The organism is Mesorhizobium sp. (assembly GCF_005063415.1).
GTDB lineage: Bacteria > Pseudomonadota > Alphaproteobacteria > Rhizobiales > Rhizobiaceae > Mesorhizobium.
Map to the genome: position 1 here is coordinate 25,458 of NZ_SUEG01000001.1, position 14,375 is coordinate 39,832.

General features: G+C 61.4%; 17 protein-coding genes. 15 read left to right on the forward strand and 2 right to left on the reverse strand.

The window, feature by feature from the left end; all coding sequences use genetic code 11:
- The first annotated feature begins 108 nt into the window (after positions 1-108).
- Positions 109-2,919, forward strand: a complete 2,811-nt coding sequence (gene gyrA / locus E5W70_RS00145) for a DNA gyrase subunit A (protein ID WP_292653456.1) — start codon at positions 109-111, stop codon at positions 2,917-2,919.
- Between the two features lie 56 nt (positions 2,920-2,975).
- Here the strand turns inward: gyrA and E5W70_RS00150 are convergent, their stop codons facing one another.
- Positions 2,976-3,128: a hypothetical protein gene (locus tag E5W70_RS00150; protein WP_254817366.1), complete on the reverse strand. Its 153-nt coding sequence runs from the start codon at positions 3,126-3,128 to the stop codon at positions 2,976-2,978.
- Between the two features lie 197 nt (positions 3,129-3,325).
- Between E5W70_RS00150 and coaD the strand changes: the two genes are divergently transcribed.
- From coaD to E5W70_RS00195, 9 genes are all read left to right on the forward strand, one after another.
- Positions 3,326-3,826 carry a pantetheine-phosphate adenylyltransferase gene (gene coaD, locus E5W70_RS00155; RefSeq protein WP_292653457.1) on the forward strand — a complete coding sequence of 167 codons (501 nt, stop codon included), beginning with the start codon at positions 3,326-3,328 and terminating at the stop codon, positions 3,824-3,826.
- A 75-nt stretch (positions 3,827-3,901) separates the two neighbouring features.
- A complete protein-coding gene (locus E5W70_RS00160; RefSeq protein WP_292653458.1) occupies positions 3,902-4,492 on the forward strand; it encodes a peptidylprolyl isomerase in 591 nt (196 codons plus the stop codon).
- A 28-nt stretch (positions 4,493-4,520) separates the two neighbouring features.
- Positions 4,521-5,033: a peptidylprolyl isomerase gene (locus E5W70_RS00165; protein WP_023717788.1), complete on the forward strand. Its 513-nt coding sequence runs from the start codon at positions 4,521-4,523 to the stop codon at positions 5,031-5,033.
- 29 nt (positions 5,034-5,062) lie between these two features.
- A complete protein-coding gene (locus E5W70_RS00170) occupies positions 5,063-5,428 on the forward strand; it encodes a hypothetical protein (RefSeq protein ID WP_292653459.1) in 366 nt (121 codons plus the stop codon).
- A gap of 12 nt (positions 5,429-5,440) precedes the next feature.
- A complete protein-coding gene (gene queA, locus E5W70_RS00175; protein ID WP_292653460.1) occupies positions 5,441-6,526 on the forward strand; it encodes a tRNA preQ1(34) S-adenosylmethionine ribosyltransferase-isomerase QueA in 1,086 nt (361 codons plus the stop codon).
- Positions 6,516-6,785 (forward strand): hypothetical protein, encoded by a 270-nt coding sequence (locus E5W70_RS00180; protein ID WP_292653461.1) that lies wholly within the window; start codon positions 6,516-6,518, stop codon positions 6,783-6,785. Before queA ends, E5W70_RS00180 begins: the two co-directional genes overlap by 11 nt.
- 8 nt (positions 6,786-6,793) lie before the next feature.
- A complete protein-coding gene (gene tgt / locus E5W70_RS00185) occupies positions 6,794-7,924 on the forward strand; it encodes a tRNA guanosine(34) transglycosylase Tgt (RefSeq protein WP_292653462.1) in 1,131 nt (376 codons plus the stop codon).
- A 159-nt stretch (positions 7,925-8,083) separates the two neighbouring features.
- A complete protein-coding gene (locus E5W70_RS00190; protein ID WP_292653463.1) occupies positions 8,084-8,455 on the forward strand; it encodes a hypothetical protein in 372 nt (123 codons plus the stop codon).
- A complete protein-coding gene (locus tag E5W70_RS00195; protein WP_292653464.1) occupies positions 8,452-9,114 on the forward strand; it encodes a hypothetical protein in 663 nt (220 codons plus the stop codon). Before E5W70_RS00190 ends, E5W70_RS00195 begins: the two co-directional genes overlap by 4 nt.
- Before the next feature lie 28 nt (positions 9,115-9,142).
- Here the strand turns inward: E5W70_RS00195 and E5W70_RS00200 are convergent, their stop codons facing one another.
- Positions 9,143-9,562, reverse strand: coding sequence for a DUF4864 domain-containing protein (locus E5W70_RS00200; protein WP_292653465.1), 420 nt, complete (start codon positions 9,560-9,562; stop codon positions 9,143-9,145).
- A gap of 242 nt (positions 9,563-9,804) precedes the next feature.
- On the opposite strand from E5W70_RS00200, the gene E5W70_RS00205 reads away from it, so the two are divergent.
- From E5W70_RS00205 to E5W70_RS00225, 5 genes are all read left to right on the forward strand, one after another.
- Positions 9,805-10,041: an Lrp/AsnC ligand binding domain-containing protein gene (locus E5W70_RS00205; protein ID WP_023674883.1), complete on the forward strand. Its 237-nt coding sequence runs from the start codon at positions 9,805-9,807 to the stop codon at positions 10,039-10,041.
- Positions 10,042-10,211: 170 nt separating this feature from the next.
- Positions 10,212-11,624: a circularly permuted type 2 ATP-grasp protein gene (locus E5W70_RS00210; RefSeq protein ID WP_023674884.1), complete on the forward strand. Its 1,413-nt coding sequence runs from the start codon at positions 10,212-10,214 to the stop codon at positions 11,622-11,624.
- Between the two features lie 157 nt (positions 11,625-11,781).
- Positions 11,782-12,723 carry an alpha-E domain-containing protein gene (locus E5W70_RS00215; RefSeq protein WP_292653466.1) on the forward strand — a complete coding sequence of 314 codons (942 nt, stop codon included), beginning with the start codon at positions 11,782-11,784 and terminating at the stop codon, positions 12,721-12,723.
- Positions 12,724-12,784: 61 nt separating this feature from the next.
- The gene (locus E5W70_RS00220; protein ID WP_292653467.1) at positions 12,785-13,579 is read left to right on the forward strand and encodes a transglutaminase family protein; all 795 of its coding nucleotides are present in this window, start codon (positions 12,785-12,787) and stop codon (positions 13,577-13,579) included.
- A 31-nt stretch (positions 13,580-13,610) separates the two neighbouring features.
- Positions 13,611-14,342, forward strand: coding sequence for a peptidase (locus tag E5W70_RS00225; RefSeq protein ID WP_292653468.1), 732 nt, complete (start codon positions 13,611-13,613; stop codon positions 14,340-14,342).
- Positions 14,343-14,375 lie beyond the last annotated feature (33 nt).

Here is a 14,375-nt window from a genome sequence, read left to right on the forward strand (position 1 = left end):
TTGAATTTGCCGCTAAAAACCACACTGGAAAACTGCCGCGATTGTTGGAGTTTCGGGCCGGCTTCCTATATAAGCACCAAGTGATTCCTGATTAGATTGTGATCCGATTTGACCGACCAAAAGACACCGCGCGGCGCCGACGGCGGCCCCACCGGCATCGAGCCGATATCCATCATCGAGGAGATGCAGCGCTCCTATCTCGATTACGCCATGAGCGTGATCGTCAGCCGTGCGCTGCCGGACGTGCGCGACGGCCTCAAGCCGGTGCATCGCCGCATCCTCTACGCCGCCTATGAGAGCGGCTATCACTGGAACCGCAAATATGTGAAATCGGCACGCCCGGTCGCCGACGTGATGGGTAAATACCATCCGCATGGCGACGCCTCGATCTACGACGCTTTGGTGCGCATGGCACAGGATTGGTCGCTGCGCGTGCCACTGATCGACGGGCAGGGCAATTTCGGCTCGATCGACGGCGATCCTCCGGCGGCGATGCGCTACACGGAATCGCGGCTGACCAAGGTCGCGCATGAGTTGCTGGAAGACATCGACAAGGACACCGTCGATTTCCAGGACACTTACGATGCGTCGGGCAGCGAACCGAAAGTCCTGCCGGCGCGCTTCCCGAACCTGTTGGTCAACGGCTCCGGCGGTATCGCAGTCGGCATGGCCACCAACATCCCGCCGCACAATCTGGGCGAGGTCTGCAACGGCGCCATTGCCCTCATCGACAATCCGGCGATTGATCTGCCGGCACTGATGGAGATCATTCCGGGGCCGGATTTCCCGACCGGCGGCATCGTGCTTGGCCGTTCCGGCATCTACAGCGCCTATTCGACCGGCCGCGGCTCCATCGTCATGCGCGGCCGCGTCAACGTCGAGGCGCGCGGCAACGACCGTGAATCGATCGTCATCACCGAGGTTCCCTATCAGGTGAATAAGGCGTCGATGATCGAGAAGATGGCCGAACTGGTGCGCGACAAGCGCATCGAAGGCATTTCCGACATTCGCGACGAGAGCGACCGCCAGGGCTACCGCGTCGTCATCGAACTGAAGCGCGACGCGGTCGCCGATGTCATCCTCAACCAGCTCTACCGCTTCACCCCGCTGCAGACATCCTTCGGCGCCAACATGGTGGCGCTGAACGGCGGCAAGCCGGAATTGCTGACGCTGACCGACATGCTGAAGGCGTTCGTCGCCTTCCGTGAAGAGGTGATCAGCCGGCGCACGAAATTCCTGCTGCGCAAGGCGCGCGACCGCGCCCATGTGCTGGTCGGCCTTGCCATCGCCGTTGCCAACATCGATGAAGTCATCAAGCTGATCCGCAGCGCTCCGGACCCGCAGACGGCACGCGAGCAGTTGATGGAGCGGCGCTGGCCTTCGGGCGACGTGGAATCGCTGATTCTATTGATCGACGACCCGCGCCATCGCATCAACGAGGACGGCACCTACAATCTCTCCGAGGAACAGGCGCGCGCCATCCTCGAACTGCGCCTGCAGCGCCTGACCGCGCTCGGCCGCGACGAGATCGCCGACGAACTGAACACGATCGGCGACGAGATCAAGGATTATCTCGATATCCTGTCGTCCCGCGCCCGCATCCAGCAGATCGTCAAGGACGAGCTCATTGCCGTGCGTGACGAATTCGGCACGCCGCGCCGCACCGAGCTCGCCGAGGGCGGGGCGGACATGGAAGACGAGGATCTGATCCAGCGCGAGGACATGGTCGTCACGGTAAGCCATTCCGGCTATATCAAGCGCGTACCGTTGTCGCTCTACCGGGCGCAACGCCGCGGCGGCAAGGGCCGCTCCGGCATGTCGACCAAGGAAGAGGATTTCGTCACCCGGCTGTTCGTCGCCAACACGCACACGCCGGTGCTGTTCTTCTCCTCGCGCGGCATTGTCTACAAGGAAAAGGTCTGGCGCCTGCCGATCGGCAACCCGCAATCGCGCGGCAAGGCGCTGATCAATATGCTGCCGCTCGAACAGGGGGAGCGCATCACCACCATCATGCCGCTGCCGGAGGATGAGACGAGCTGGGGCGAGCTCGACGTGATGTTTGCCACCACGCGCGGCACCGTGCGCCGCAACAAGCTTTCGGACTTCGTCCAGGTCAACCGCAACGGCAAGATTGCCATGAAGCTGGACGAGGAAGGCGACGAGATCCTCGGCGTCGAGACCTGCACCGACAATGAGGACGTGCTTTTGACGGCAAGTTCCGGCCAGTGCATCCGCTTTCCGGTCAGCGACGTACGCGTCTTCCAGAGCCGCAATTCGGTCGGCGTGCGTGGCATTGCGATGGCCGATGGCGACAGGGTGATCTCGATGGCGGTGATCGAGCATGTCGATGCACCGCCGGCGGAGCGTGCCGCCTACCTCAAGCGGGTGGTGGCCGAACGCCGGCTTGCCGCCGACATCGCGGCCGGCGAGGAAGAGGAAATCCAGCTCACCAATGAGGAGGTCGGCGAAGAGGCGGAGCTTTCCGACGAGCGCTACGAATTCCTCAAGGCACATGAGCAGTTCGTGCTGACGGTGACGGAATATGGCTACGGCAAGCGTTCGTCGTCCTACGATTTCCGTCTGACCGGCCGTGGCGGCAAGGGTATTCGTGCCACCGACGTGTCGAAAACGGCCGAAATCGGCCGCCTGGTGGCGACCTTCCCGGTCGGCAATGACGATCAGATCATGCTGGTTTCGGATGGCGGCACTGTTATCCGCGTCCCGGTCAACGGTATTCGTTTCGCCAGCCGCGCCACCAAGGGCGTTACCATCTTCAATACCGCAGAGGGCGAGAAGGTCGTTTCGGTGGAGCGGATTTCAGAGCCGCAAGCGGACGAGGAGATCGAAGAGAGTGTCGAGGTTGAAGGTGGCGCTGTTACCGATGCCGAAGGTGGGGAGCCAAACACTACCGTCGAGTGAGTTTGCCACGGCGGCGCCAGCCCTATTGGCCGGCGTTGTGAAGAAACCCCCGCAATCTAGAAGTGGCGATAAGGCTTGCGGTTGCCGAAGCCTTCGAACCGCTTGGTATTGGCCTTGGCGCGGACGCGCTGTGCTTCCTGATGCAACCCGAATACGGTGGCGATCAGCATGGCGACGGTCATTGCGGTGGCGAGCATGTAGATCAGCATGTGCGTGTTCTCCTGCGCCTAACAACGATTAGATGGGTGTTTGGTTTCATCTTCTGCAGCTGCAAACTTAGTGAACACCGCGTGAAGCCGTTGTGAGCGGCACATTCATCTGTCGTTCACGTAGGCCAAAAGGTTCATGGGGCGGGCCTGCCGATCGGATTTGCCTTTAGGGGAGAGGCTCGCTAGAAGCACCTGCCATGACCGAACGCATCGCCCTTTATGCCGGCTCTTTCGACCCGCTGACCAACGGCCATCTCGACGTCCTGAAGGCGTCGCTGGCCGTGGCGGATACCATCTATGCGGCGATCGGCATCCATCCCGGCAAGAAGCCGCTGTTTTCCTTCGAGGAACGGGTCGATCTTATCGAAACGGCCGCGAAGGCGGAATTCGGCAGCGACGGTGCGCGTATCAAAGTAGTCGACTTCGACGGGCTGGTCATCGACGCAGCCAGGAAGCATGGCGCCTCGATCATGATCCGCGGCCTGCGCGACGGCACCGATCTCGACTATGAGATGCAGATGGCCGGCATGAACGAGACCATGGCACCGGAGCTGCAGACGGTTTTCCTGCCCGCCAGCCCATCGGTGCGCACCATTACCGCCACACTTGTGCGCCAGATAGCTTCGATGGGAGGCGACATCCGCCCCTTCGTGCCGGCGGCCGTGGCCGGCGCGCTCACCGCCAAATTCGCGAAATAAATGCATGTCGCCCAAAAGTGGAACCCGGCTTTGGGTAACGACTTGCATGAACGAAGATATTCGGAGAAAGATCCCATGCAGCTGAAAAAGCTTGCCTTCTTGCTTGCCGTGCTTGCCGGTCTTGTGACCGCATCCGTGTCGGCGTTTGCCGCCGATCCGGAAAACACCATGATCGTAACGCTGAAGGACGGCGACGTGACCATCGCGCTGAGGCCCGACCTTGCGCCGAAGCATGTCGCGCAGATCAAAAAGCTGGTGCGCCAGGGCGCCTACGACAACGTCGCCTTCCACCGCGTCATCGACGGCTTCATGGCACAGACCGGCGACGTCAAGTTCGGCAACATGAAGAGCGGCTTCAATGCCGACGCGGTCGGCACCGGCGGCTCCGATCTTCCTGACCTGCCGGCCGAATTCTCCAGCACCGAGCACTACCAGCGCGGCGTGGTCGGCATGGCCCGCTCCGACGATCCGAATTCCGCCAATTCGCAATTCTTCATCATGTTCGCGCCGGCACCGCCGCTCGATGGCCAGTACACCATCGTTGGCAATGTGGTCAGCGGCATGGAGCTGGTGGACCACATCAAGAAAGGCGAAGAGGCGCAGAACGGGACGGTGACCGACCCCGATCGCATGATCAAGGTGCGCATCGCCGCCGACGGCAAATAAACCCAAGTTTCAAAAGGATATTTCTGACATGGCCGAGATCAAGGACCGCGAGAACGCGCTCATCATGGACACGACCAAGGGCAAGGTCGTCATCGAATTGTTTCCAGACCTGGCGCCCGGCCATGTCGGCCGCATCAAGGAGCTGGCGCGCGAAGGCGCCTATGACGGTGTGGTCTTCCACCGCGTCATCGACGGCTTCATGGCGCAGACCGGCGACGTCAAGTTCGGCAACTCCAACAAGCCGTCTTTCGCACCGACCCGCGCCGGTACGGGCGGTTCCGACAAGCCCGACTTGAAGGCCGAGTTCTCCAACGCCAACCACGGCCGCGGCACCTGCTCGATGGCGCGCTCGCAGAACCCGAACTCGGCCAATTCGCAGTTCTTCATCTGCTTCGACGACGCCGCCTTCCTCAACCGCCAGTACACGGTATGGGGCCAAGTCATCGAAGGCATGGACAATGTCGACAAGATCAAGCGCGGCGAACCGGTGCAGGATCCCGACAAGATCGTGTCGCTCAAGGTCGCGGCCGACGTGAAATGACCAGCCGGGCTGTCGCGGCCATCGCATTTGTGCTCGTCGCGGCGGCCACTCCGGCGCTGGCGACGGAATCGATCGTTTGCAGCGCCGACGGCGGCGCGGCGTCGATCGACGTTTTGATGGGACACACGGCCGTCATTGCGGTGGCGCGCGTGTGGCTGGATGCCGACGGCAAGACATGGACCACCGACGGCCAGCCGGGTTCAACGAAAGTGATCGTCGGGCAGGCATTCGAAGACGACGAGCGTATGCTGATCGATCTCACTGATGAGGGCCTCAGCTCGATCGTCGCCAAATTGCGGCTGGTCAAAGCCAGCGAGCAGTCCAGTTTCGCGATGGGCGGCACATTGAGCATAGACGGTGTCGGCGCCTGGGCGGTGACCTGCCCGGAACCTTGAGGCGGGGATTTCTTGCGCGTCGATCTTTTCGACTTCGATCTGCCGGAAGAGCGCATCGCGCTTCGCCCAGCCGAACCGCGCGACAGCGCCAGAATGCTGGTGGTCAGGCCGGGTGAGGGGCTCGAGGACCGGACGGTGCGCGACCTGCCGTCCCTGCTCAAGGCCGGTGATGTGCTGGTCTTCAACGACACCAAGGTCATTCCGGCGCAGCTGAAGGGCATCAGGCGGCGCGGCGAGGCGGCGGCGCAGGTCGAAGCCACGCTGCATATGCGGACGGCGCCCGACCGCTGGCTCGCCTTCATGCGTCCGGGCAAGCGCGTCGCCGCCGGCGATCGCATCCATTTCGGTCATGACGCCAATTCCTGCTTTCTCGGCCAACTCGATGCGACCGTGATCGAGAAGGGGGAAGGCGGCGAGGTGCTGCTCGGCTTCGACCTGTCAGGTCCGTTCCTCGACGAGGCGCTGCATGCCGTCGGCCACATCCCGCTGCCGCCCTACATCGCCTCCAGGCGCGACGACGACGAACGCGACCGCAGTGATTACCAGACCATTTATGCCAGGGAGGAGGGTGCCGTCGCCGCGCCGACGGCAGGGCTGCATTTCACGCCGGCGCTGTTTGCGACGCTCGACGCCAAGGGCATAGAGCGCCGTTTCGTCACGCTGCATGTCGGCGCCGGCACGTTTTTGCCGGTGAAGGCGGACGACACCGCCGACCACAAGATGCACGCCGAAACCGGTTCGGTCAGCCCGGAAACCGCCGAGGCGCTGAATGCGGCGAAAGCAAAAGGAGGGCGCATTATCGCTGTCGGCACGACATCGCTGCGCTTGTTGGAGAGCGCGGCTGGCGAGGACGGCAGGCTGGCAGCATGGTCAGGCCCGACCGACATCTTCATCACGCCCGGCTATCGCTTCAAGACCGCAGACATGCTGATGACCAATTTCCATCTGCCGCGTTCGACGCTGTTCATGCTGGTTTCGGCCTTCTGCGGTTTGCAGACGATGCGCGCGGCCTATGCGCATGCGATCGAGAACCGCTACAGGTTTTATTCCTATGGAGACGCAAGTCTTCTGTTCAGGAAGGATACCGATGGACGATGACCTTGAAACCTTCGACCGCGAAGCCTTGATCGCCGAGGTCAGGAAACTGCGCGCCGGCATCCGCCAACACCGCGACGCCACCGGCCACGATCTGTGCTGGCATCATCCCGACCTGTGGTCGCTTTTGCCCGAAAAGACCGAGCCGGCGATTGCCGTGCCGCCGTGGCCGAAATTCATGCGCGGCTGCATCCGCTACCGCCAGTCGCTCGATAAGCAGGCTCCGGACGCGGCGGTATTCGACAAGGAGTTCGATGGCTAGGGAATTCAATGACTAACGCATTCACCTTCACGGTGCTGGCGACCGACGGCAGGGCGCGGCGTGGTGTAATCACCATGCCGCGCGGCGAAATCCGCACGCCTGCCTTCATGCCGGTCGGCACCGGCGGCACGGTGAAGGCCATGTATATGGATCAGGTGCGCGGCGTCGGCTCGGACATCATCCTTGGCAATACCTATCACCTGATGCTGAGACCCGGCGCCGAGCGCGTGGCTCGGCTCGGCGGCTTGCATGAATTCGCCTGTTGGCCGTATCCGATCCTCACCGACAGCGGCGGCTTCCAGGTGATGTCGCTGTCGAAGCTGCGGAAACTGACCGAGAATGGCGTGACCTTCCGTTCGCATATCGACGGCGGCGCCTACGAGATGTCGCCGGAGCGTTCCATCGAGATCCAGGGGCTGCTCGATTCAGACATCCAGATGCAGCTCGACGAGTGCACGGCGCTGCCAGCCAAGGAAAAAGAGATCGAGCGCGCCATGGAGCTGTCGCTGCGCTGGGCCGAGCGCTGCAAGGCGGCATTCGGCGAGCAGCCCGGCAAGGCGATGTTCGGCATTGTGCAAGGCGGCGACGTGCCGGATCTGCGGCTGCGCTCGGCGCAGGCGCTGAAGGCAATGGAGCTGAAGGGCTATGCGATCGGCGGGCTGGCTGTCGGCGAGCCGCAAGCGGTGATGCTGGAGATGCTCGACATCACTTGCCCGGAGCTGCCGGCTGACCGGCCGCGCTACCTGATGGGTGTCGGCACGCCGGACGATATCTTGAAGTCGGTGGCGCGCGGCATCGACATGTTCGACTGCGTGATGCCGACGCGGGCAGGGCGCCATGGCCTTGCCTACACACGGCGCGGCAAGGTCAATCTGCGCAACGCCCGCCATGCCGACGATCCGCGCCCGCTCGATGAGGAAAGCGACTGCCCGGCCGCACGCGACTATTCGCGGGCCTATTTGCACCATCTGGTGCGCTCGCAAGAGGCGCTTGGGGCGATGCTCCTGACCTGGAACAATCTGTCCTATTACCAGCAGCTGATGCGCGACATTCGTGAAGCGATCGAGGCTGGCAGGTTCGCCGAACAAGCCGAGATCATCACGCAGCAATGGGCAAACGGTGACCTCGCCGTCCGGTAGGCATGCTCGCCAGGAATCCGGCTCCAACGAGGAGCTGCACCTGCCATGAACTGTTTTGAAACGTCTGCCTAATAAGCATTGCCGGACAACGTTGGGCGAGGATCAAGAACCTGTTCGTTTCGGGGCAAGTTTCAGTTCCTGGCACGACGGTGCGGACGAATGGCATCGCTTCGGCTTTCGTCTTCCGTGGCGGTCCAGCAATGGACGGCGGGGTCGTTGCTTGCCGCTCTGGTGATCGCCGTGACCGGTCTGGTCTTGCGCTTGCTTGGCGCGCGCGGCGACCTTTGGCTGGACGAGATCTGGAGCTTTGCACTGATCGAGCCGCTGACCTCGATCGATCAGATATTCTGGCGCGTCAATCACGACAACAATCATTTCCTCAACTCGGTCTATCTCTATCTCATCGGCCCCGACGCTTCGCCGCTGATCCAGCGAGGCCTGTGTTTGTCGGCGGCAGGCTGTTCGGCTTCAGTGTCGGTGGTGTTTCGCCGTTCTCGATTGCCGCCTTCGCGCAGGGCTATGGCGGGATGATCCGCTCTCTGTTCGGGCTGCCACCCTGGTTCGGCGACGGGCCCTATATCGTTGCCGCCTGTGGTCTTGTCGGCCTCTCCGCCGGTGTCTGGCGCGGTCGCCGGGCCAGCCTTTATGCCATCGGGATTATCGGACTGCCTTTGCTCATGGCGGCGGCACATCTGCCCAATCTCGAGTTCCCGCGCTATTTCATCATCAGCGGAACATTGCTGCTGCTCTGGGCCGGCGAGATGATTGGCCGCGGCCTGGATGCGCGCGGGACTGCCAGGCTACTTGCGATGGGGGCGCCGGCGATCGTGGTGAGTGGAAGCATTTCGTCGCTGCTCCAGTTCTATCAGTACGGACGCGGCTCGTACGCTGCTATGGTCGACGAGATGACCAGAAGTCGCGCCGCCACCTATGCCAGCAACAGTGATTTCCGCACCGCCATGGTCGTCGACTATTTTGCGGCGCGAATGGATCGTCGGGCATTGCTGGTTCCAGACGACAGGTTGTGCACCGAACGGGCCGCCTGGCTGATCCTCGAGGGAGACGTGGAGAAACAAGCCGAACATGTCGAACCGGCGGTCGCATGCGCTCTGGCCTATGAACGGGCCGACGCGTCGAGACACTGGGGGTTTTCAGGCCTGAGCTGGACGCTCTACCGGCGACAGGATTGAGACAGCTTTGCCCCTCCTCAAGCGCCCCTCAGGTGCTGAGCGACGTGGACGCGCGCAAGCTGCAGCCGGTGATCCGAAAGCTGCCGTCAGGCTGTAATTCGAGCGTGTAGACCGCCTCGTAGTCCTTGCCATCCGGGCCGACGATCAGCACCTGCTGGATGATCGAGGTCGGGCTCGTCTCGCGAACCTTGCCGAAGGAGTAGGTCTGCGGCTGGCGCACCGGCGGGTAGCCGTTGGTCACCATGTTCATAAAGGTATCGACGGTCGGAAAGATGCGTTTCACATTCGGTGCGGCAAAGCTGTAGGCCGTCGCTCCGTCATTGGCGATGAAGGCCTTCAATTGACCATCGATGACCGTTTGCGCTGCCTTGACTTCGGCGTCGCCGGCGAACGCCGGGGATGCGAAAATGAATGGAACGACTGCGAATGCGAAAAACGCGCGGCGCATGGCCTGTCTCCGTTGTCCCTGAGAAATCGCTGTCCGAAGGTACATGATACCATACGCTTTGCAGTGCTTCAGGGTTTCAGCCGAGCGCAAACATTCGGCGCGGCAGTCCGTGTCCAGACCGAGAACGCATTGTCGAGGCGAGAACAGCCTGAGCGATGCCCGATGCTTGAAAGGCGAACGGCAGTCTGCCACAAGGGCCGCTCGATTATACCTAGAGTGTGCATCTTGGGCAGGACCAGGCAATGAAGGCATTTTTCGTGCAGATAAAGTGCGATCTGGGCAAGGCCTATGACGTTGCCAGCGCTTTGGCCGATGCCGAGATCGCTTCGGAAATCTACTCGACAGCCGGAAACTACGACCTGCTCGCCAAATTCTATGTCGACGACGAGGAAGACATCGGCCACTTCGTCAACGAGAAAGTGCAGATTCTTCCCGGCATCAAGGACACGTTCACGGTCGTCACCTTTCGCGCCTTTTGATCTCGTCCGGCATTGCCCGGACACGAGGCAAAGCCTGATCAAGGCCCTATTGGTGCTGCCTTAATTTTAGGCAACCGCGATATACTGATCGCCGGGGCCCGCCAAATCACCGATTGCGCTTGATTTTCTCCAGTGAGGCCAGTGAAATGGCGTCACAGGGGAGTATGCGATTGGCAGCGTTCGACGAAATGCTTCCGGAAGTTTCCGGGCTGAGAAAACCGTATTCGGCTTACGATCGCTGGCTGAAGGAACAGGACCCGGCCAGGCTTACCGAGAAGATGCAAGACGCCGAACGCGTTTTTCGCAAGACCGGCATCACTTTCGCCGTCTACGGCGAGCAGGAAGCATCGGAGCGGCTGATACCCTTCGACATCGTTCCGCGCATCATTTCGGGCAATGAATGGCGACGGCTAACGCAAGGCATCGAGCAGCGCGTCCAGGCGCTGAACGCCTTTCTCGACGACATCTACCATCGCCAGGAGATCTTGCGCGCCGGCCGGGTGCCGAAGGAGTTGATCGCCAAGAACGAGGCGTTCCTGCCCGAGATGATCGGGGTGCGGCCGCCGGCCGGCGTCTATACCCACATCATCGGCGTCGACATCGTACGCATCAGCGAGAACGAGTTCTACGTGCTGGAGGACAATGCGCGCACGCCGTCCGGCGTCTCCTACATGCTGGAGAACCGCGAGACGATGATGCAGCTCTTTCCTGAGTTGTTCCAGCAGATCAAGGTGCGGCCGGTGGAGAATTATCCGCAGCTCTTGCGCCAGTCGCTGGCCGCAGTGCGGCCGCAAAGCACCAAGGGCGCGCCGACCATTGCCGTGCTGACGCCGGGCAGCTTCAACTCAGCCTATTTCGAACATGCCTTCCTTGCCGACCAGATGGGCGTGCAGCTTGTTGAAGGACAGGATCTGCGCGTCGTCGATGGCCATGTCGCGATGCGCACTACCGAGGGCTACAAGCAGATCGATGTGCTCTACCGGCGTGTCGACGACTCGTTCCTCGATCCGCTGACCTTCCGCCCCGACTCGGCCCTTGGCGTGCCGGGCATTATGGACGTCTACCGCGCCGGCAATATCACGATCGCCAATGCGCCGGGAACCGGCATCGCCGACGACAAGGCGATCTATTCCTACATGCCCGAGATCGTCGAATTCTACACCGGCCGCAAGGCGATGCTTGGCAACATCCCGACCTGGCGCTGCTCGGAGCCGGACAGCCTGAAATACGTGCTCGAACACATCGACGAATTGGTGATCAAGGAAGTCCACGGGTCCGGCGGTTACGGCATGCTGGTCGGTCCGGCGGCGACCAAGAAGGAATGCGAAGAGTTTTCCAAAAAGCTCGCAGCAAAACCGTCGAACTACATTGCCCAGCCGACGCTGGCGCTGTCAACCTGTCCGATCCTGACGGACAAGGGACTGGCGCCGCGCCATGTCGATCTGCGCCCCTATGTGCTGGTTTCCGACCGTATTCAGATCGTGCCCGGCGGGCTGACCCGAGTAGCGCTCAAGGAAGGCTCTCTGGTCGTCAATTCCTCGCAAGGCGGCGGCACGAAGGATACGTGGGTGTTGGATGATTAGAGAGTGAATAGTGAATAGTGAATAGTGAATAGATAAGGATATGTGTCGTTGATGTTGGTGAAATGCCCTGAAGTGACGCACGCGGCCTCGTGCCCTGGAATCTGGACAGTCACCATTCACCATTCACCATTCACTATTCACAGCAGGACCGCCTGACATGCTTCTCGGCCGCACCGCCAACGGGCTCTACTGGATGAACCGCTATATCGAGCGGGCGGAAAACATGGCGCGGCTGGTGGACGCCGGCCTGCGCATGGCGCTAACTCGCACTCAGAACGCTTCGGAGGAGTGGAATTCGGTGCTGCTCAGCGCCGGTTCGGACGCCGCCTTCACGCAGAAATATTCCGACTACACCGCCGCCAATGTCGCCGACTATCTGCTGCGCGACACGTCGAACCCGTCGAGCACGATGTCGTCTATCGAAACGGCCCGTAACAATGCCCGCATGGTGCGTACCGCGTTGACGCGTGAAACCTGGGAAAGCATCAACGAAGCCTGGATGTCGCTGAAGCGGATGCTGGCCAAGCCGATCGACGAGCGCGACCTGCCCAGCGTACTCGACGCAATCAAGCGCGAGACGGCGCTGATCCGCGGCTCGTTCTACGGCACGATGCTGCGCAACGAGATTTTCGATTTTTCGCAGCTCGGCACGTATGTCGAACGCGCCGACAACACCGCGCGCATCCTGGATGTGAAATACTACGTGCTGTTGCCGTCGATCTCCTGGGTCGGCTCGACGCTCGACAACTACCAGTGGGAATCGATCCTGCGCTCGGTGTCGGCGCACCGTTCCTATCGCTGGGTTTATGACGCCGACTACAAGCCGAGCAACATCGCCGATTATCTGATCCTCAACGTCCGCATGCCGCGCTCGCTGACCTTTTGCTACCGCTTCCTGACGGAGCATCTCAAATTCCTGGGTGACGACTATGGGGAGCGCCACGCCTGTCATGCAACGGCTGCCAAGACCCAGGCCATGCTGACGGCCGGCTCGATCAAGGATATTTTCGACGCCGGCCTGCATGAATTCCTGGCCAATTTCATCCGCGACAACACCAGGCTCGGCGACGAGATCGCGCAGGATTACAGGTTCTATTGAGCATGACCCCAAAAAGCGGAGACCGGTTTTCGGAAAAGCTCATGTTCCAGGGACGAGTGCGATGCGGCTGAAGATCACCCACCGGACCGAATACCGCTATGATGCGCCGGTGCATTATCTGTTGCAGCGTTTGCGGCTGCTCCCGGTGAACGGGCGCACCCAGACGGTACTGTCCTGGGCGCTGAAGATCGAAGGCGCACGCGAGGAAGTGCGCTTCACCGATCATTTCGGCAATGATACCCGGCTGTTAAGCGTCGAGGGCGAGCGCGACTTCATCACCGTCGAAGCAGCCGGCGAAGTGGTGACGCGCGACACCGCCGGCGTCTGCGGGCCGCACCAAGGTTTCGCGCCGCTCTGGCTGTTCGGCCATGAAACGCCGCTGACGACGATCGGCAGCGGCATTCGCGAGCTTGCTGCCTCGGCCGGCAAGGGTACCGACATCGAAAGGCTGCACCGCTTGATGGCGGTGATCGGCGAGCGTGTAGCTTATACGTCAGGCACCACCAACGCGACGACGCCGGCCGAAGAGGCCCTCGCGCTCAAGACCGGCGTTTGCCAGGACCACAGCCACATCTTCGTTGCCGCGGCGCGCGCCATGGATTTTCCGGCGCGCTACGTCAGCGGCTATCTGATGATGGATGCAGCGATCGAGCAGGCGGCAAGCCACGCCTGGGCCGAGGCGCATGTCTCGGGCCTCGGCTGGGTCGCCTTCGATGTCGCCAACGGCATTTCTCCCGACGAACGCTATGTAAAGGTGGCGACCGGCCGCGATTACCGCGACGCCACGCCGGTATCGGGAATTCGGCTGGGACAGGCGGAAGAACAGCTTGCGGTCACCGTCACCGTGGAGCAGTAATCCCCGGCAAGATTGTTGCCAAAGAGATTCGATGACCTATTGCGTCGGCCTGAAAATCAATCGCGGGCTCGTGTTCATGTCGGACACGCGCACCAATGCCGGTATGGATTCGATCTCGACCTTCAGGAAGATGCATGTCTGGGAAGAGCCGGGCGAGCGTGTCATCGTTTTGATGTCGGCCGGCAATCTCGCGACGACGCAGGCCGTAGTCAGCCTGCTCGACGAACGCACCAAGGCAGTGGCGGAGCGCCGTGCCACGCTGCTCGAAACGCCCTCCATGTACCAGACAGTCCGGTTGGTCGGAGACACCGTCAAGGAGGTCATCACCAGTTCGTCGCCGGCGGGCGAAAAGGCGGATTCCTACTTCAACGCCTCCTTCATCCTCGGCGGTCAGATCAAGGGCAGCGCGCCGCGCCTGTTCATGATCTATCCGGAAGGCAATTTCATCGAATCCACCGACGACACGCCGTTCTTCCAGATCGGTGAGACCAAATACGGCAAGCCTATCATTATCCGCGCTTATGAAAGGACGATGAGTTTCGCCGAGACGGTGAAGTTGCTGCTTGTGTCGTTCGACTCGACGCTGAAGTCGAACCTGTCGGTCGGCCTGCCGCTCGATCTGCTGTTCTATGAAAAGGACACTTTCAAGGTCGGCCTCAAAAAGCGAATAAACCAGGACGATCAATATTATCGTACGATCTCGGATAGCTGGTCGAATGCGCTGAAGACCGCCTTTGCCAGTTTGCCTGATTTTCCCGAATGAAAACCTTCGTTTTTCGTGCTCTTGGACCGCGGC